Origin of the sequence: Streptomyces vastus (assembly GCF_039532825.1) — a bacterium.
Lineage (GTDB): Bacteria > Actinomycetota > Actinomycetes > Streptomycetales > Streptomycetaceae > Streptomyces > Streptomyces vastus.
On the sequence record NZ_BAAASJ010000124.1, the window covers coordinates 246731 to 264206 of the forward strand.

15 protein-coding genes are annotated in these 17476 nt (G+C 69.2%); 8 read left to right on the forward strand and 7 right to left on the reverse strand.

Annotation, left to right across the window (positions count from 1 at the left end; all coding sequences use genetic code 11):
- Positions 1-10: 10 nt before the first annotated feature.
- The 5 genes from ybeY (at position 11) to ABD357_RS42295 (ending at position 7213) form a co-directional block, all read left to right on the forward strand.
- The gene (ybeY, locus tag ABD357_RS42275) at positions 11-508 is read left to right on the forward strand and encodes an rRNA maturation RNase YbeY (protein ID WP_344396897.1); all 498 of its coding nucleotides are present in this window, start codon (positions 11-13) and stop codon (positions 506-508) included.
- Complete coding sequence (locus ABD357_RS42280) at positions 505-1812, forward strand: hemolysin family protein (protein ID WP_344396898.1); 1308 nt, start codon at positions 505-507, stop codon at positions 1810-1812. The genes ybeY and ABD357_RS42280 overlap by 4 nt, the downstream gene beginning before the upstream one ends.
- Positions 1809-2168: an MmcQ/YjbR family DNA-binding protein gene (locus tag ABD357_RS42285; RefSeq protein WP_344396899.1), complete on the forward strand. Its 360-nt coding sequence runs from the start codon at positions 1809-1811 to the stop codon at positions 2166-2168. The genes ABD357_RS42280 and ABD357_RS42285 overlap by 4 nt, the downstream gene beginning before the upstream one ends.
- 173 nt (positions 2169-2341) lie before the next feature.
- Positions 2342-6832 carry a cation-translocating P-type ATPase gene (locus tag ABD357_RS42290; RefSeq protein WP_344396901.1) on the forward strand — a complete coding sequence of 1497 codons (4491 nt, stop codon included), beginning with the start codon at positions 2342-2344 and terminating at the stop codon, positions 6830-6832.
- Positions 6833-6865: 33 nt separating this feature from the next.
- The gene (locus ABD357_RS42295) at positions 6866-7213 is read left to right on the forward strand and encodes a cytidine deaminase (protein WP_344396902.1); all 348 of its coding nucleotides are present in this window, start codon (positions 6866-6868) and stop codon (positions 7211-7213) included.
- An 80-nt stretch (positions 7214-7293) separates the two neighbouring features.
- On the opposite strand, the gene era is transcribed toward ABD357_RS42295, so the two are convergent.
- Entirely contained in the window at positions 7294-8262 is a 969-nt protein-coding gene (gene era, locus ABD357_RS42300) for a GTPase Era (RefSeq protein WP_344396903.1), read from the reverse strand.
- A 116-nt stretch (positions 8263-8378) separates the two neighbouring features.
- Here era and ABD357_RS42305 point away from each other — a divergent pair, with 116 nt between their 5' ends.
- A complete protein-coding gene (locus tag ABD357_RS42305) occupies positions 8379-8717 on the forward strand; it encodes a P-II family nitrogen regulator (protein WP_344396904.1) in 339 nt (112 codons plus the stop codon).
- A gap of 143 nt (positions 8718-8860) precedes the next feature.
- Here ABD357_RS42305 and ABD357_RS42310 read toward each other — a convergent pair whose 3' ends face one another.
- From ABD357_RS42310 to ABD357_RS42330, 5 genes are all read right to left on the reverse strand, one after another.
- The gene (locus ABD357_RS42310) at positions 8861-9337 is read right to left on the reverse strand and encodes a hypothetical protein (RefSeq protein ID WP_344396906.1); all 477 of its coding nucleotides are present in this window, start codon (positions 9335-9337) and stop codon (positions 8861-8863) included.
- Positions 9338-9566: 229 nt separating this feature from the next.
- Positions 9567-10901, reverse strand: coding sequence for a GH1 family beta-glucosidase (locus tag ABD357_RS42315; RefSeq protein WP_344396908.1), 1335 nt, complete (start codon positions 10899-10901; stop codon positions 9567-9569).
- 57 nt (positions 10902-10958) lie between these two features.
- A complete protein-coding gene (locus tag ABD357_RS42320; RefSeq protein WP_165341893.1) occupies positions 10959-11225 on the reverse strand; it encodes a protealysin inhibitor emfourin in 267 nt (88 codons plus the stop codon).
- Between the two features lie 62 nt (positions 11226-11287).
- Entirely contained in the window at positions 11288-12358 is a 1071-nt protein-coding gene (locus ABD357_RS42325; RefSeq protein ID WP_344396909.1) for a M4 family metallopeptidase, read from the reverse strand.
- Positions 12359-13004: 646 nt separating this feature from the next.
- Positions 13005-13202, reverse strand: a complete 198-nt coding sequence (locus tag ABD357_RS42330) for a hypothetical protein (RefSeq protein ID WP_344396910.1) — start codon at positions 13200-13202, stop codon at positions 13005-13007.
- 492 nt (positions 13203-13694) lie between these two features.
- Between ABD357_RS42330 and ABD357_RS42335 the strand changes: the two genes are divergently transcribed.
- Positions 13695-14906, forward strand: a complete 1212-nt coding sequence (locus ABD357_RS42335; RefSeq protein ID WP_344396911.1) for an NsdA family TPR-like regulatory protein — start codon at positions 13695-13697, stop codon at positions 14904-14906.
- Positions 14907-14985: 79 nt separating this feature from the next.
- Here ABD357_RS42335 and ABD357_RS42340 read toward each other — a convergent pair whose 3' ends face one another.
- Positions 14986-16221, reverse strand: a complete 1236-nt coding sequence (locus ABD357_RS42340) for a phage major capsid protein (RefSeq protein WP_344396912.1) — start codon at positions 16219-16221, stop codon at positions 14986-14988.
- A gap of 1061 nt (positions 16222-17282) precedes the next feature.
- Between ABD357_RS42340 and ABD357_RS42345 the strand changes: the two genes are divergently transcribed.
- Positions 17283-17476 (forward strand): hypothetical protein (locus ABD357_RS42345; RefSeq protein WP_344396914.1); only part of this gene is annotated, 194 nt, incomplete at its 3' end.

Genomic DNA, 17476 nt, shown 5'->3' on the forward strand with positions numbered 1-17476 from the left:
AAGCCCGATCATGTCGATCGACGTCAACAACGAGTCCGGAACCGAAGTCGACGAGCAGGCGATCCTCGACATCGCCCGCTACGCGCTCACGCGGATGCGTATCCACCCGCTGTCCGAGCTCTCGGTGATCGTCGTGGACGCCGACGCCATGGAGCAGCTCCATATCCAGTGGATGGAGCTGCCGGGACCGACGGACGTGATGTCCTTCCCGATGGACGAGCTGCGTCCGCCGTCGAAGGACGACGACGAGCCGCCGCAGGGGCTGCTCGGTGACATCGTGCTCTGCCCCGAGGTCGCCCAGCGGCAGGGCAAGGAGGCGGCGACGCAGCACTCCATGGATGAGGAGCTTCAGCTCCTCACGGTTCATGGGGTGTTGCATCTGCTCGGTTACGACCATGAGCAGCCGAACGAGAAGGCCGAGATGTTCGGCCTGCAGGCCGCCATCGTGGACGGCTGGCGTGCGGAGAAGGGTCTGACCGGCCCCTCCCCGGCCCCGACCGTGTCATGAACCCCCAGATCGTTCTCGGCGCGATCACGCTGGTCGTCGTCGCCTGGCTCGCCGCCTCCGCGGAGGCGGGCCTGGCTCGCGTCTCCAGCTTCCGCGCGGAAGAGGCCGTACGCTCCGGTCGCCGCGGCAGCGCCAAGCTGGCCCAGGTCGCCGCGGACCCGACCCGCTATCTGAACGTCGCGCTGCTGGTGCGCGTCGCCTGCGAGATGGCCGCCGCGGCGCTCGTCACGTACGCCTGCCTGACGGAGTTCGACGAGACCTGGGAGGCCCTGTCGATCGCCATCGGCGTGATGGTCCTCGTCTCGTACGTCGCGGTCGGTGTCTCGCCGCGCACGATCGGCCGCCAGCATCCGCTGAACACGGCGACGGCAGCCGCGTACGTCCTGCTGCCCCTGGCGCGTGTCATGGGCCCGATCCCGCCCCTGCTGATCCTCATCGGCAACGCTCTGACCCCCGGCAAGGGGTTCCGCCGCGGCCCCTTCGCCTCCGAGGCCGAGCTGCGCGCGATGGTGGACCTCGCCGAGGCGGAGTCCCTCATCGAGGACGATGAGCGCCGGATGGTGCACTCCGTCTTCGAGCTGGGCGACACGCTCGTACGCGAGGTGATGGTGCCGCGTACGGACCTGGTGGTCATCGAGCGCTACAAGACGATCCGGCAGGCGCTGACGCTGGCGCTGCGGTCGGGTTTCTCGCGGGTCCCCGTCACCGGGGACAGCGAGGACGACATCGTGGGGATCGTGTATCTGAAGGACCTGGCCCGTAAGACGCACATCAGCCGGGACGCGGAGAGCGAGCTCGTCTCCACGGCGATGCGGCCGGCGGCCTTCGTACCGGACACGAAGAACGCGGGCGATCTGCTGCGCGAGATGCAGCAGCACCGCAATCACGTGGCGGTCGTCATCGACGAGTACGGCGGCACGGCCGGCATCGTCACCATCGAGGACATCCTGGAGGAGATCGTCGGAGAGATCACGGACGAGTACGACCGTGAACTTCCGCCGGTCGAGAAGCTCGGCGACGACCGCTACCGCGTGACGGCACGCCTGGACATCGGCGACCTCGGCGAGCTGTACGGCTTCGAGGCCTACGACGACGAAGACGTGGAGACGGTGGGCGGGCTGCTCGCCAAGGCGCTGGGGCGGGTGCCGATCGCGGGCGCTTCGTCGGTGGTGTCGCTGCCGGACCAGCGCGAGCTGCGGCTCACCGCGGAGGCCGCGGCGGGCCGCCGGAACAAGATCGTGACCGTGCTGGTGGAGCCGATGGGTCCGGCGGAGCCGCCGGAGGAGGAGAAGAAGCCGGAGTGACACCTGAGGAACTGCGCTCCTTCTGTCTGTCCTTCAACGCGGTGGTGGAGGACTTCCCGTTCAACCCGGAGACGTCCGTCTTCAAGGTCGTCGGCAAGCTCTTCGCGCTGACTCAGCTGGACGGCGTCCCGCTCACGGTGAACCTCAAGTGCGATCCGGAGGACGCGATTCGGCTTCGGGGCGAGTATCCGGGGCTGATCGTGCCGGGTTATCACATGAACAAGCGGCACTGGAACACGGTCACGGTGGACGGGGAGCTTCCGGACCGGCTCGTACGGGAGCTGATCGAGGACTCGTACGACCTGGTCGTGGCCGGTCTCCGCCGCGCCGAGCGGCTCCGGCTGGACCGCCCCTGAACATCTCGCCCGGATGACCTGCCGCGTTGCGGGCACTCGGACGGTGCGATAGGCGCTGTCACGAGAGGTGGGAAGTCATGGCCCAGGGGTCTGTCCACGAATGCTCCGGCCGGAGCGCGGCGGCCGCAGGGCGCGGCAGCTCAGCGGCCACCGGTACCGGCTGAGGGCGCGCGATGGATCTGGGACTGCGGTTGGCGACGCCCCATTCGGCCGGCGATCTCGTGTGGGTGGGGCCCCGGCTGCTCGCGCGGGGTGCCGCACCCGCGGTGGGCGCGGTCGCCGCAGCGGTGGCGGGGACGGTGCGGGCCGGCGTGCGGAGCGCGGACTCCGCGGTGCGGGTCGCGCGCGTCGCCCGCAACGCGCTGCCCGGCGGCACGCCCCACTGGCGGTCGGGCACGCGGGCGCACCTCGCGCTGCGGCCGTCCGCGGCGGAACGGGTGCGAGGGGAAGACGGGACGGAGCACAGGGCACGACGGGTGGCCGCCGCACTGGCGGAACGGCCGGACGTGGCGTTCGCGTACTGGGACGGCGGACTGGCGCGGTTGGTGGTGGTCGCCACCGAGGAGGTGCTCACCGACCGGGTGGTGGAGAAGGCGACCGCTCTCGCGGCCCGGCACGGACTCGCGTCGTCGGACGAGTCGGTGGAGGAGTTCACGCATCCGGGTGACCCGTCCGGAGTACGAGCCGCCGCGGGGGCGCTCGCCATCGACGCCGTGGGTGCCGGAGCCGCGCTGATCGCGAACGCCCTGCGCCTGCCGCCCTCACCCCGGCTGGTGACCGCGGTGGTGACGCTGCTGCGCGAGAACCCGCGATTCCGGGGCACGCTGCGCGCCCGGCTCGGCCGCTCCCGCATGGACATGGTGCTGGCCGCGGCGAACGCGGTCGCCCACGGCGCGGGCCAGACTCCCACCTCCTTGCTGCTCGACGGGACCCTGCGCGCCTGCCAGCTGGCGGAGACGGTGGCTCGACTGGCCGCCTTCGACACGGTCCACGACCAGGTGTGCGCACCGGACCGGATCAGCGTGGCGGCGGACCACATCCCACGCCCACCGCTGCGGACCTCCCCGGCCCAGGAATACGCCGCCCACGCCTCCGCCGGCAGTGTGGCGGGCGCGGCGGCGACGCTTCTGGTCAAACACGACGGTGCGGAGGCAGCGGAAGCGGTCCTCGCGGGCTCGCCCAAGGCCGCGCGGTACGGGCCCGCGGCCTTCCACGCCGTGCTGAGCGGCGCGCTGTCCCGCACGGGCGTGCTGGTGCGCGACACGGAGCGGCTGCGTCAGCTGGAGATGGCCGACACGGTCGTCCTGCATCCGAGCGCGCTGCGCAGTCCGGGCGCGGGGCCGGATCCGTGGGCCGAGACCGTACTGGACGCGGCCCGGCGCGCCGGGCTGCGTGTCGTGGTCGTGGACGATCCCGCGGATCCCACGCTGAGCGAGTTCACGAGCCTCGCCGATCAAGTCGTGGCCGGTGACCGACCGTTGAGCGAGGTGGTGAACGGACTGCGCGACGGCGACGGGGACGGGGTCGGGGTCGGGGTCGGCACCGTCGTCACGGTCGCCCGGCTGCAGTCGGCAGACGCCGGCGACGTACTGTCAGGGCTGCTCGGCGGTGATGTGGCCGTCGCCCTCGCGGACCAGGAGGGCGCGGTCGTGTGGGGAGCGGACGTCGTGGCTCTGCACGGTCTGGCCGACGTGTGGCGGCTGCTGACCGCCGTGCGGGCCGCCCGCGTGATCGGCCACAGGTCGCAGACCCTGGCCCGGTCGGGCGCCGCACTGTCGGGCCTGCTGGTGGCCGTCGGCGAGTCCGGGCGGGGACGCCGCCCGCCGTTGTTGCCCGGCCTGCGGCACGCTCCGGTCGACGCCGCCGCGGCGGTGGCCCTGCTGTCCGGGGCGCGAGCCGCTCTCGGCGTCGCGGCGACCCGGGCCCCGCACCCCCGTCCGCGGGTGGCCTGGCATGCGCTGGAACCGGCGGACGTCCTCTCCCGGCTGGAGCACGAGCCGGACACCGACACGAGTGCCGCCGAGCAGGCGACCACCCAGGTGCGTGCGGCGCTCGCCACCGTCGGCCGTCATCCCGTCCTGGCCCCGGCGCGGTGGTCGCTGCGGCTCGCCAGGGCCGTACGCGGCGAACTGGACGATCCGCTCACCCCGGTCCTGGCGGTCGGATCGGCCGCCTCGGCCATCCTCGGCTCCGTCGTGGACGCCCTGCTGGTCGTGGGAGCGCTCGACCTGAACGCGCTGGTCGGAGGCGTACAGCGGCTGCGAGCCGAGCAGGCGCTGTCCGGGCTGCTCGCGGGTCAGAAACAGAAGGCGCGCGTGATGGACCGTGTGGAGGGGGGCCCGTCCGCCGAAGCACACGTCACCCCTTCTGAAGCACACGTCTCCCCCGCCGAAGCGCACATCGTCGACGCCGCCAAACTCGCCCCCGGCGACGTGATCGAGCTCCAGTCGGACGATGTGGTGCCCGCCGACGCCCGCCTCTTGTGGGAGGACGGCCTGGAGGTGGACGAGTCCGCGCTGACCGGCGAGTCCCTGCCGGCGGACAAGCGGACGGACCCGACCCCGCGAGCTCCTGTGCCCGACCGCTGCTGCATGGTGTTCGAGGGCACGACCGTGGTGGCCGGACATGCCCAGGCCGTCGTGGTGGACACCGGCGACCGCACCGAGGCGGCCCGGGCCGTCTCGCTCGCCGCCCGGACGCCGCCGGCCGGCGGCGTGCAGGCCAGGCTTCAGGAACTCACCCGCAAGGCGCTGCCGTTGACGCTGGCGGGCGGCGCCGCGGTGACGGGTCTGTCGCTGTTGCGCGGCACGCCGATACGCCAGGCGGTGAGCGGCGGTGTGGCGGTGGCCGTGGCCGCCGTTCCCGAAGGCCTGCCGTTGGTGGCCACGGTGGCGCAGCTGGCCGCCGCCCGGCGGCTGAGCCGCCGGGGCGTTCTCGTCCGCACCCCGCGCACGCTGGAGGCGCTGGGCCGCATGGACACGATCTGCTTCGACAAGACGGGCACCCTCACCGAGAACCGGCTACGTCTGGTGCGGGTGACCGACGCCGACGGCACGGTCCACACCCGGGACGAGATGGAGTCCGCGCGTACGCTGCGCGCCGCGGCACGTGCCTGCCCCCGTCTGAACGGCGACTCCGCCCGGCCGGCGCACGCCACCGACGAGGCGGTCCTGGACGCTGCCGGTCCGGACCCGGACTGGACGCAGACCGAGGGCCGCCCGTTCGAGGCCGCCCGCGGCTACGCCGCCGCCGTCGGACGGACCGCGGACGGCACACCGGAGCTCGTGGTCAAGGGCGCCCCGGAGACCGTCCTGCCCGCGTGCCGCGACCTCCCGGACCACGCGTCCGACGCGGCCCAGTCGCTGGCCCGCGACGGACTGCGTGTGCTGGCGGTGGCCGGGCGCCCACTGGAGGAGGGCGAGGAGGCGACGGACGCACTCGAAGAGCCGCTCAGCGGGCTGGAGTTCACAGGCCTGCTCGCGCTGGCCGACGTAGCGCGCGACACGTCCACGGCCCTCGTGCACGGTCTGCGTGACGCCGGCGTACGGCCGGTCATGCTGACCGGCGACCACCCGCAGACCGCTCGGGCGATCGCCGCCGACCTGGGCTGGCCGGACGACACGACCGTGGTCACGGGCGACGAGCTGGCGGCCGCGGACCGATCGGCACGGTCCCGGATGCTGCGCGACGCGAGCGTGGTGGCCCGCGTCGCGCCTGAGCAGAAGCTCCAGGTCGTCGAGGCGTTGCGGGATGCGGGCCGGGTGGTCGGGATGGTCGGCGACGGCGCCAACGACGCCGCGGCCATCCGCGCCGCCGACATCGGCGTGGGCATCAGCGCCCGTGGCTCGGCGGCCGCACGCAACGCGGCCGACATCGTCCTCACCGACGACGACCTGACGGTCCTCGTCCTGGCCGTCACCGAAGGCCGTGCCCTGTGGCACAGCGTCGCCGACGCCATCGCCATCCTGATCGGCGGCAACGCGGGGGAGGTCGGTTTCGGCATCCTCGGCTCAGTCCTCTCGGGCTCCGCTCCTCTCTCCACCCGCCAGATGCTGCTGGTGAACCTGTTCACGGACCTGTTCCCGGCGATGGCGGTGGCGGTGACCCCGCAGAAGAAGGCCGCCGGAGCTCAGGACGACGGCATGGCACCGGGGGAGGGGGAGGCCGGCGCCGATCCGGGCACCGAGCCTCTCGGTACGTCGCTCCTCGGCGCGCCGCTGATCCGCCAGATCCGCCACCGCGCCCTGACCACGTGCCTGGGCGCGACCACGGCCTGGCTCATCGGCCGCTTCACCCCGGGTACGGCGCGCCGCTCCACGACGATGGCCCTGTGCGGCGTGGTCGGCACCCAGCTCGCCCAGACCCTCGCCGACCGCCGCGACAGTCCTCTGGTCCGCATCACGTCCCTCGGCTCGGCTGCCGCTCTCGTGGCCCTGGTCCAGACGCCCGGCGCCAGCCATTTCTTCGGCTGCACGCCCCTGGGCCCGGTCGCCTGGGGCGGCGTCGTCGTGGCGATGGCACTCGCGGTGCTGGGGCAACGGGCCTTGCCGCGGATCGAAAAGGCGGTCCTCCAGCACGGGCCGTCCGGCGAGGCGTGGAGGACGTGGGCAAGGGTGACAAGGGCGGTACCCGCTGTCGTCCAAGGCCAGGGACACCGTGGTTGATGTGGTCGGGCTCGGGCTTCGTATGCTCAGGGCATGACCGAGACGCTTGATCCCGAGGACCGCAAGATCGTCACCCTGGCCCGTTCCGCGCGGGCCCGCAACGGTGTGCCCGAGGGGGCGGCCGTACGAGACGAGACCGGTCGTACGTATGTCGCCGGGACCGTTGACCTGGCCTCCCTGCGGCTCACTGCTCTGCAGACCGCGGTGGCCATGGCCGTGGCGTCGGGGGCGAAGTCGTTGGAGGCGGCCGCGGTGGTGAGCGAGGCTGAATCCTTGGCGGACGGCGACCTGGCGGCTGTGCGGGACCTTGGCGGGGCCGCTACGCCGGTGTTGCTGGCGGGGGTGGACGGGGTGGTGCGGGTTTCTGCGACGGCTGGGTGAGGGGTTTCTTTCCCCAAGCCCGCCCTTTCCGGAAGCCAGGGCCTCCGCCCTGGACCCCGCTGGGCGCGGAGCCCGCGTCCTCAGAACCCCAGCTTCCGCAGCTGCCGGGGATCCCGCTGCCAGTCCTTCGCGACCTTCACGTGGAGGTCGAGGAAGACCGGTGTGCCCAGAAGCGCCTCGATCTGCTTGCGGGACTTGATGCCGACTTCCTTCAGGCGCTTGCCCTTCGGGCCGATGATGATGCCCTTCTGGCTGGGGCGCTCGATGTAGACGAAGGCGTGGATGTCGAGGAGGGGCCGGTCGGCGGGGCGGTCCTCGCGGGGGAGCATCTCCTCGACCACGACCGCGATGGAGTGGGGCAGCTCGTCGCGTACGCCTTCCAGGGCGGCCTCGCGGATCAGTTCGGCCACCATGACCTGCTCGGGCTCGTCCGTGAGGTCGCCCTCGGGGTAGAGGGCGGGACCCTCCGGAAGGAGCGGGACGAGGAGGTCGGCGAGGAGGTCGACCTGCTTGTCGGCGACCGCCGACACCGGGACGATCTCCGCCCACTCGAAGCCGAGTTCCTTGCCGAGCTGGTCGATGGCGATGAGCTGCTCGGCGAGGGCCTTACCCTCCACCAGGTCGGTCTTCGTGACGATCGCGATCTTCGGCGTCTTCTTGATGGACGCCAGTTCCTTGGCGATGAAACGGTCGCCGGGCCCCAGTTTCTCGTTCGCCGGCAGACAGAAGCCGATCACGTCGACCTCGGCCCAGGTGGTCCGCACGACGTCGTTGAGCCGCTCGCCGAGCAGCGTGCGCGGCTTGTGCAGACCGGGGGTGTCCACCAGGATCAGCTGCGCGTCCGGCCGGTGCACGATGCCCCGCACCGTGTGCCGCGTGGTCTGCGGCTGGTTCGCGGTGATCGCCACCTTCTGGCCGACCAGAGCGTTCGTGAGGGTGGACTTGCCCGCGTTCGGGCGGCCCACGAAGCAGGCGAAGCCGGCGCGATGGATGGCCCCCGGGGAGTCCGGCGGCTCGGATGACTGGGTACGAACGCTCATGGCGCCCATTGTCCCTGATCATCGGAGTCCCGCGGCACGTGCTCACGTTCGTATGCCCGGACCTTCGCGTCCGGACCCTCACGGGCCTTACGGTGCGCGCCGCGACCACTTACGATCACGGGTTCATGAAGCTCATCACCGCGATCATCAAGCCGTACCGCCTCGACGAGGTCAAGAACGCGCTCCAGGAAATGGGCGTCCACGGGCTGACCGTCACGGAGGCCAGTGGCTACGGGCGTCAGCGCGGGCACACCGAGGTGTACCGCGGGGCCGAGTACCAGGTCGACCTCGTCCCCAAGGTCCGTATCGAGGTCGTCGTCGACGACCCGGACGCGGACGCCGTCACCGACGCGATCGTCAAGGCGGCGCGGACGGGGAAGATCGGCGACGGCAAGGTGTGGGCGCTGCCGGTGGAGACGGTGGTGCGGGTACGGACGGGGGAGCGCGGCCCGGATGCGCTCTGAAGCGTCGCGCCGGCATCCCGTCGTCGGCCGAGTCGCCGCCGGTTGAGCGCCGCCGGTTGATCGGTGCCGTCTGCGCGCGGGACGGCACCGATCACCACGTACGGAGTGCTACGGGCGTACGTAGCTTGCTGTGGGGCTTGGGCTTACTCGAACACGAACGGGCCCGGCGACTGCGGTCCCTGGGCGGTGCACGTGACGCTGATCCCGAGGACCACCAGGTCCAGGGAGCCGCCGTTCGCCTCGAGGCTGTCCCCGGCGGCGACGGTGCCGGTCAGGGGCCCGACGGTGACCCCCTCACCGGCGGCTATCGCGGGGTTCTCGGTGCCGGTGAACGCGGTGGTGCCGCCGCTCGCCTTCACCATGGTGAGCGAGGCCTGGATGGAGTCCTCGCCGAGGGCGATCGGCGCGGTGATGTCGGTGGAGCTGACGGTGATGGTGGCGGAGGTGCCGTCCTGCGTGGCGGTGAGGGTGGCCTCGCCGCCGCCGAGGAGACTGCAGTTCGCGTTGATGGTCGCCGACTGCGGGACCACCGCGGCGGCGCTGGGGGCCAGGACGAAGCCGGTCATTGCGAGGGTGCCGGCCGCGACGGCCGCACCGATTCCGATCCGCTTGGGTCTCATGAATTCCCTTTCCTTGGTGGGGAGTTGCCATGTGGGAACGGTTGACGGACCGCCCACGGGTGGGGCGCGAAAATGCTGCGCGGGGTCGGATCTGACGGTCCGTCGGAAAGAGTCGAGGTCTATTGAGGCGTGAGTGGCGCCTGATAGCAAGAGAAGCGGAAGTGATTCTTCTGATGGTTGGAGGAAGTGGCCGAAGGCAGTTGGTGGTTGCCCGAAAACGGGCTCTGTCTCAGGGCTGTGCGCGCAGTACGTCCCGCAGCCACCCGTACGACGCCTTCGGCGTCCGCTCCAGCGTGTCGTAGTCGACGTGGACCAGCCCGAACCGGCGTGCGTAGCCCTCCGCCCACTCGAAGTTGTCCAGCAGCGACCACACGAAGTACCCGCGTACGTCGACGCCCGCCTCCAACGCCCGGTGCAGCGCCCGGAGATGGCCGTCCAGGAACGCGATCCGCTGCTGGTCGTCGATCCCTTCGTACGAGCAGCCGTTCTCGGTGATGACGATCGGCGGGAGGCGGTCGCCGTAGCGGTCACGGAAGCTCGTCAGCAGCTCCGTCAGCCCCTCCGGGACCACGGGCCAGCCGAAGTCGGTGACCGGATACCCCTCGGTCTCCCTTACGGAGAAGGGGAGTTCGGCCGGGAGCGTGAAGCCGCCGAACTCGATGTCGGCGCCCTGAGGCGCGCCCACCCTTGTCGGGGCGTAGTAGTTGATCCCGTACCAGTCCAGCGGCTCGGCGATCACCTTCAGGTCGGCGTCGACGTCCCCGGGCATCAACTCGGCCAGCCCTTCCGGGTACTGGCCCAGCAGTAGCGGGTCCGCGAACAGCTGGTTCAACAGTACGTCGTAGAAACCGGCCGCCTCCGCATCGGCTGCCTCGTCGGACGCGGGCCAGGTCGGTCCGTGCGAGTTGGCGATCCCGATGTCCGTGACTCCGGCCGCGCGCAGGGCTCGTACGGCAAGACCATGGGCCAGCAGCTGGTGGTGGGCGACAGGGAGGGCGTCGAACATGAGCTGCTTGCCGGGGGCGTGGGTGCCGAGGGCGTGGCCCAACAGGGTGTGTTCGGCGGGTTCGTTGAGGGTGATCCACTTGCTGACCCGGTCGCCGAGGCGTTCGGCGACGAGGGCCGCGTACTCGGCGAAACGCTCGGCGGTCTCGCGTCGTAGCCAGCCGCCCTCCGTTTCCACGGAGAGCGGTAGGTCCCAGTGGAAGAGGGTCGGAACGGGCTGTACGCCCGCTGCCGCCAGCTCGTCCACCAGGCGGTCGTAGAAGTCGAGGCCGCCGGGGGACTGGACGCGGGGCCAGGAGATGGAGAAGCGGTACGCTCCGACGCCCAGGTCGCGTAGGAGCGCCACGTCTTCGGGGTAGCGGTGGTAGTGGTCGCAGGCCACGGCCGCGGTGGTGTTGTCCTTCACCCGGCCCGGTTCGGCGGCGAAGGCGTCCCAGACGGAGGGCTCGCGCTTGTCCGCGGCGCCTTCGATCTGGTGGGCCGAGGTGGATACGCCCCAGAGGAAGTCGGCCGGGAACTGAGGTATGGGGTTCGCCCCGCCGTGCGCGTCAGTCGCCATGCACGGATCATCCTTACCGGCGGTAACAGAAGTCAACAGCCCGGCGAGAACTGGCCGTTACGCCCCCTCCTTCAGCACCCTTGAGATCAGCTTTCGTTGCTCCTCCGTCAAGCGCGGATCCGAGCAGTACACCGTCTTTTCGTCGACGGTGATCTGGTAGCTGAAGCCGTCGGGGACGCCGATCGGGGGTGTCTGGCGGGCTGCGGCGACCGCCTGTTTGGCCAGGTCGTGCCACTCCTGGGCATCGGCCCGTCCCGCCGTCTCCACCGAGGCGTGACGGTCGATGCCCGCGAATCCGCCCGTGCGCTTCACCTGGATACGCATGGTTCCTGTCTAGTACGAAAGCGTCCGGCGGGCCACTCCTGGGCCGCGCCCCATGCCCCCGCTCAGGCCGTGGGCACCCCGACCCGCTCCCATGCCTTCGTGACGGCCTGGAGTTCCTCGCCCTCGCCGTACGCGGTGCGGGCCTGCGCGATGGTCAGGTTCGCGAAGTCGGTGAAGGTCGCCTTCGAGTCGAGTTCGCCGCCGGTCAGCACGTCGTACCAGATCTGTCCCGCGCGCTCCCAGGCGTTGCCGCCGAGGGCGGTCGCGGCGAGGTAGAAGGCGTGGTTGGGGATGCCGGAGTTGATGTGGACGCCGCCGTTGTCGCGGCCCGTCTGCACGTAGTCGTCCATCGTCGCGGGCTGCGGGTCCTTGCCGAGGACGTCGTCGTCGTACGCCGTGCCCGGCTCCTTCATGGAGCGCAGCGCCTTGCCGGTGACGCGCGGCGCGAGCAGGCCCGCGCCGATCAGCCAGTCGGCCTCGGCGGCGGTCTGGCCGAGCGTGTACTGCTTGATCAGCGAGCCGAAGACGTCCGACATCGACTCGTTCAGTGCGCCCGGCTGGCCGAAGTACGTGAGGTTCGCGGTGTACTGCGTGACGCCGTGGGCGAGTTCATGGCCGATGACGTCGACGGGAATCGTGAAGTCGAGGAAGATCTCGCCGTCACCGTCGCCGAAGACCATCTGCTCGCCGTTCCAGAAGGCGTTGTTGTACTCCTCGCCGAAGTGCACGGTCGCGCTCAGCGGCAGGCCCTCGCCGTTGATCGAGTTCCGCTCGTAGGCCTTCAGGAACAGGTCGAAGGTCGCGCCCAGGCCGGCGTACGCGCGGTTGACCGTGGCGTCCTTGCCGGGCTTGTCGCCCTCGCCGCGGACCTTTTTGCCGGGGAGGTCCTGCTTGTGTTTGGCGTCGTAGACGGTTCGGCTCGGCTGGTCCGCCGTGGCGCCCGCGGGCGGGGTGACGGCCGGTGGGCCGAGCACTGTGGTCAGGCGGCGGTGGGTGCGCTCCAGGGCGTCGCGCTCCAGGGTTCGGCGTGCGGGGCCCGCGAGGGCGGGGTCCTCGGACTGGGCGAGGGTGTCGAGGACGTGGGGCGGCACGATGGTGCAGAAGGTGGGCTCGAAGCCGGGGTTCGCGGTCATGACCGCACCTTTGCACTGGGTTATGTGGGTGTCACTAGGCGCAACCATGATTGGTGAAATGTGGGGATTGGGGCGCCGCGGGGGTTACCTGCTGTGTTATGGCTGCGGATTCGTTGTGGCTTGTCGCTCCCCCACTCTCGGCTTCTCCCCCACTCTCGGCTTGGAGAGGCAGTCAAGGGGGTATCTATCGTCTGGCCTGCGGAAACGGTCGGATATGGGCACTCTGTGGGGCCAGAAACAGTGACGATACCGTGACCGCGAGGCGTGATCTGTGCGGACATGAACGCGCCCCCAACCGGGCCTGTGTGGCTGCCGGTTGGGGGCGCTGTTCCCGTTCCGGGCGGGGGAAGCCGGTACGGGGGCCTGCGTACTGCCCTCACGTCTCGCGACGTCCCGGAAACGGCAGTCATCGGGGGTGGTGCTGGTGCTGCTAGTGCGCGCTAGGTGCTGCTCTGCGCCGCCCAGATACGAAGCATGATCCGCAACAGGTCATCGTTGATCAGCTGGACCTGTTCCGCATGCCAACGGTGGGCCCAAATGTCCCAGCCAGGGCCGGAGTTGCCGAGTTCATGGGCGACGATTACGCCGTTCGTTTCAGGGTCTGTGATGGCTTCCTGGCAGTGTCGGCACACGCGTACAGGAGTCGTCACGACTGCCCCCTACCGATGCGTTCGAGGCGGTAGGCGCCCCACAGTTCCCGCCCCGTCTCACAGCCGTCCTGTGCCTGGCTCGCGCCCTTGCAGCCGTCGGTGCACTGCTGCCCGTGCTCGACCCATAGGCGGTAGGCGCGCAACATGGGCGCTTCGATGTTCTGTACGGCTGCCCTCAGCCTTTCCCCGCTCACCGGCTTACCTCCATGAACTGCCGTGCAGACAAAGCGTGTTGGCGTTCCTCGCCCAGGTGGGCTACGTAGGGGCGGACCATGGCGCCGGTTGCTTCCCAGGGGCGAGGCGGGAACCGTTCGGCGCGCTCCTGCACCTGGGGCGCCTGCGGGGCCTGCACGGGCGCTGTCGGCTGCCCTGTGCGGTGCCTGCGCGCTGCGACCAGGCGGGCGCCCAGGACGGCCGGAGAGAGGCGCCCAGGGGCAGCCTGGGGCGCTTCCTGGGGCGCTGCCGGTCGGCTGTGCCTGCCTGGTGTGCGTCGCCCGAGTAGGGCCACTCTCGCCCATGCGAGTAGCTGTGATAGGTAGTGCATTTGTCGTCGCTCCTTCGAAGCGTCGGCCACGCCCCAGGGCCGTTCGCGCGGTCGCTGGGGTCTGTCGTCTGCTCACGCTTTCGTTTGGCTGAGTCCGTGCCTAGCGGCCCCATGTAGGCCCGTTGTAGGCCAGACTTGAGGCATGCGCGGGGAAACAGCGGCCCACATGATCCGGCGCCTACGGCTGGCCAAAGGTTGGAGCCAGGAGCGGCTAGCCCTTGAGGCGTGCCGCGCCGCAGGGCTGCCCCCCGACTCCCTTAAACGGCAGGACATTTACCGGTACGAGAAAGGCAAGCGGACGCCCCGCGAATGGCTGCCGTCCGTTGCTGCCGCTCTCGGCGTGCCCCTGGTCGAATTGCAGGCAGCCGCCGGCAAAAGCGCACAGGAAAGCGCGCCGGTAACCGTTGCTGACTTCCTTCCGGATATCGACCCGCTAACCCCCCTGAAAGTACGTCAGGGGCGCCGTATCGGTGCAGGCGACGTGACCGACCTAGCTGGGCGCGTTCACGGGTTGCGCCTCGCCGATGACGTCCTAGCGGGGGGCGACCTTATCGGCCCTGCGCTGCGTGAGCTGAAATCTGCGATAAAGCTGTATCGCGAGGGAAGCCACACGCAGGAAGTCGGGCGCGCGCTGCTCTCGCAGATTGGCGAACTGGCACAGATTGCGGGATGGATTGCCAGTGATGCGGGGCGCCACGAGGAAGCCGAGCGCATTTACAAGCTGGGCATGAGCGCGGCCCGACAGGCGGAAGACGCAACGCTAGTGGGTAACCTCGCCGGATCACTCGCCTACCAGTACAGCAATACGGGGCGGACGAAAGAAGGGCTTTCGCTCGCGCGGGCAGCTCTCGACCAGGCAGGCGAGGATGCGCCCCCGAAAGCGCGGGCGCTCTACCTTGACCGCGTCGCCTGGGCGCACACAAAGGCGAATGAGGCACAGCCTGCAATGCGCGCCCTGGGCGAGGCGTCGCAGGCCCTAGCGGAGGATAGCGAGGCGAGGGAATCGCCCCAATACCTTTACTGGGTTGAGGCAGGCGAACTGGAAGTCATGGAATCGCGCGTCTATACGGAGCTGAAACGCCCATTGCGCGCGGTGCCGTTGCTGCGGGACGTACTCACCCGATACGACGCCACGCACACGCGGGAACTGGCGTTGTACCTGTCTTGGCTTGCCGTAGCCCTAGCGGACGCCAATGAGCCTGAGGAAGCGGCAGCAACGGCAAAGCGCGTCATCAGCCTTTCCGCGGACGTCGCGAGCGAGCGCACAGCCGAGCGCGTAAGGGTGATCCTGCACAGGCTTGAGGAATACCGCGACGTACCGGAAGTACGGGAAGTCTTGGACGACGCAGCATAGAGGGCCGTAAACGCAGAAAAAGGCCCCCCTACCGTCCCGCGGATGCGAGGCGATAGAGGGGCCCTTACTGTGTGCTGGCTTAGCTGGCGCCGCCAACGAAATGCTTGATACTGCCGGTCAAATCGACCATTGCCGAGTCTGCCCGCATGAGTGCGCGGAAGGTCACCAGGTCGCTGTCAAACGCGAAATCGTCGCTGCGTTCAAAGCGGATGCCGCCTGCGATGCGGACAAAGTACGTCGAGAAATCGCCGAACAGAACAGACTTGGCGTCAACCGCAACGGCCGGAACGTTCGGGTCAATGACTACCGGCTTAGACAGGAGCAAGTCAGGCTGTCCGGCGATAGCGGCCGGTTGCCAGATGTACTGGCCGTTAGTCGCGTCCTTAATCTTCCGGATGGTTGAAGCCGTGCCATCGGCCATCATCCAATTACAGGAAGCGCTCATCCGGTACGGGGCAATGACGCTGTAGAAAAGCTCAATGAGCAAATCTGCGCCCCTGTCGGCTGTCTCCTGGGCGCCGAAACCGCCGCTGACACCAGTAGGCCCGGTAGCTCCTGCCGTTGTGTCAGTGAGGATTCCCCGCGGCTGTGCTGCGCCCGTACCGCTCAGCGCGTGGACGCCGAACGCATTTCCCAACGCACGCCCCGCCTGGGCGCTCAGATAGCCCTCAAGGTCTACGCCTGAATCTGAGAGCAGTTCCGTACTTACGGCGAACTTGGCACCGTACTTATAGGCGCCCAGGTCCACGCTGCCGAAAGCGGGGTCTGACGTCCCGATAGTGCCCGCTTCCGCGACCAGGGCAGCCGTGCTGTGAGCGGTCGTCTTGGGCACAGGGATTGTCTCGCCACTGGTCGTATTGAGGACGGTAACGCCTGCCTGCATAACGCCCGACGATTCAATCAGGTGCGCCATGAGGCGGTTATAGAAACCCTGCGGGACAGTGCTTCCGCCTGCGCCGGCAGAAAGCTTAGAGAGCGCGCGGAAGTCGATGGGGCTACCAGGGTTCTGGATTTCGATAGAACGGCTTCCCTCGCCCCTCGCCCAGGCCCGCAGTTCCGCGTTGCGGATAACTGCGCCCGCTCGACCAGGGCCGCTCAGGATGGCGTCTGCATCGCGTGCGCGCCGTTCGTCGCTCTGAATCCGCGTGATGCGCTTGTCGTACTCGTTAATGTCGTCGTTGAATTGCAGCCACTGCCGCTCTTCCTCGCCAGTGAACGAACGGTTTTCGTCGGCTGCACGGTCGGCAAGTTCCTTTGCCTGTTCCCACGTGCGGAGGCGGTTAGCGTGCAGTTGCTTTATGAGCTGACTAGACATGGGTGTTCCCACCTGTTCCATTAGTCGTGACTGGAATTCAGGTGGGTTTCGCCCTGCCTGGGATTACTCGGTATTCAGTTAGCGGGATGTGTTGCGCACTGTCCCGTTGCGACGCGCGATAGCCCCCGCCGGAAGATGAGCGGGGGCTATCGCGTGTGCGGTGCGAGGTGCGTTGCGCGCTGCCTCGCGGTTGGCGAGCGGCTAAAGGGGGTGGCGCGAGTCAGAACGAGTAGACCCTCGCGCCTTTTGTAGCCGTCTCGCCTTTGGGTCCGGCGGACTCAGACCGTACCCAAGCTCATGATCAACCGGACTAAGTCCTTGATCGTCTCTGGGAGATTCGCCCCGCAACCTTTTTTCCCAGTTGGGCGAGGGGCTGGGATTGACCCTCTCTAAAAAATCGGAGGCTTTCCGCGGCTCAAGCGGCCCTGCGTCGTGCTCGCCACACTAGGAAGTAGCAGGCGATGCACAGGCCCTGCGCGTGCTGAGGCTTGCGGCAGTGCTGGACTGTGCAGGGGCCTAGGCGCTGCCCGCGTAGTCGCCGGTAGCAGGCTCTGCACAGGCCCTGCACGTAAGGCAGTGCGGTGCATCCTGCGGTGCGGCATTCAGGCGTCATGGCTGCCCCTTGTGTGTGCCTGGGCGAGGCGCCCAGGGGCGGGGGCAGGCTGACCGGCATCGCGGGTCGCATTCACTCTGCCGGTCAGCCTGTAGCGGGAAGTTGCCCGTGGCGCGGGTTCACGGGTCTGCCCGCGTGCAGGGGCGCCCAGGTACGGCGGGCGCGTGCGGGGCGCCCAGGCGGGCGCGTGGCCGGTTCCTGGGGCAGGTATGAGGAAGGCCCCGACCAGTGAGGCGGGGCCTGGTGCCTGCGCCCAGTAGTGCGGGCATGGCGGCTGTGCATTCATCTTCGCTCGGCTGCCTTTCTTTCGTCCAGTGATTGCAGGGCCTTTCTTTGCTTTGTCGCTGCCTGCTCTGCCAAGCGTTCCGCTAGCTAGGCCCCTCTAAGGGGGCCTAGTAGGACTCCGTTAGGTCTGTCTCGATCTTGAGAGCCGACGGGGTAGGGGCTGATGGCAGGTGGTGCAGATGCCGGTCCAGCAGTTCAGCAGGTCCTGGATGGCGTCGAGGATCTGGTAGAGGGTGAGGCTGGTGTGTCGGCTTTTGGGCTCTGTTCCGTAGTCGGTGGTGACGGTGCGTTCTCCTCATTGCAGGAGGATGCGGTGACGGAGGAGGTCGAATCCTGCTCGGCCGTGCATTTGCCGCA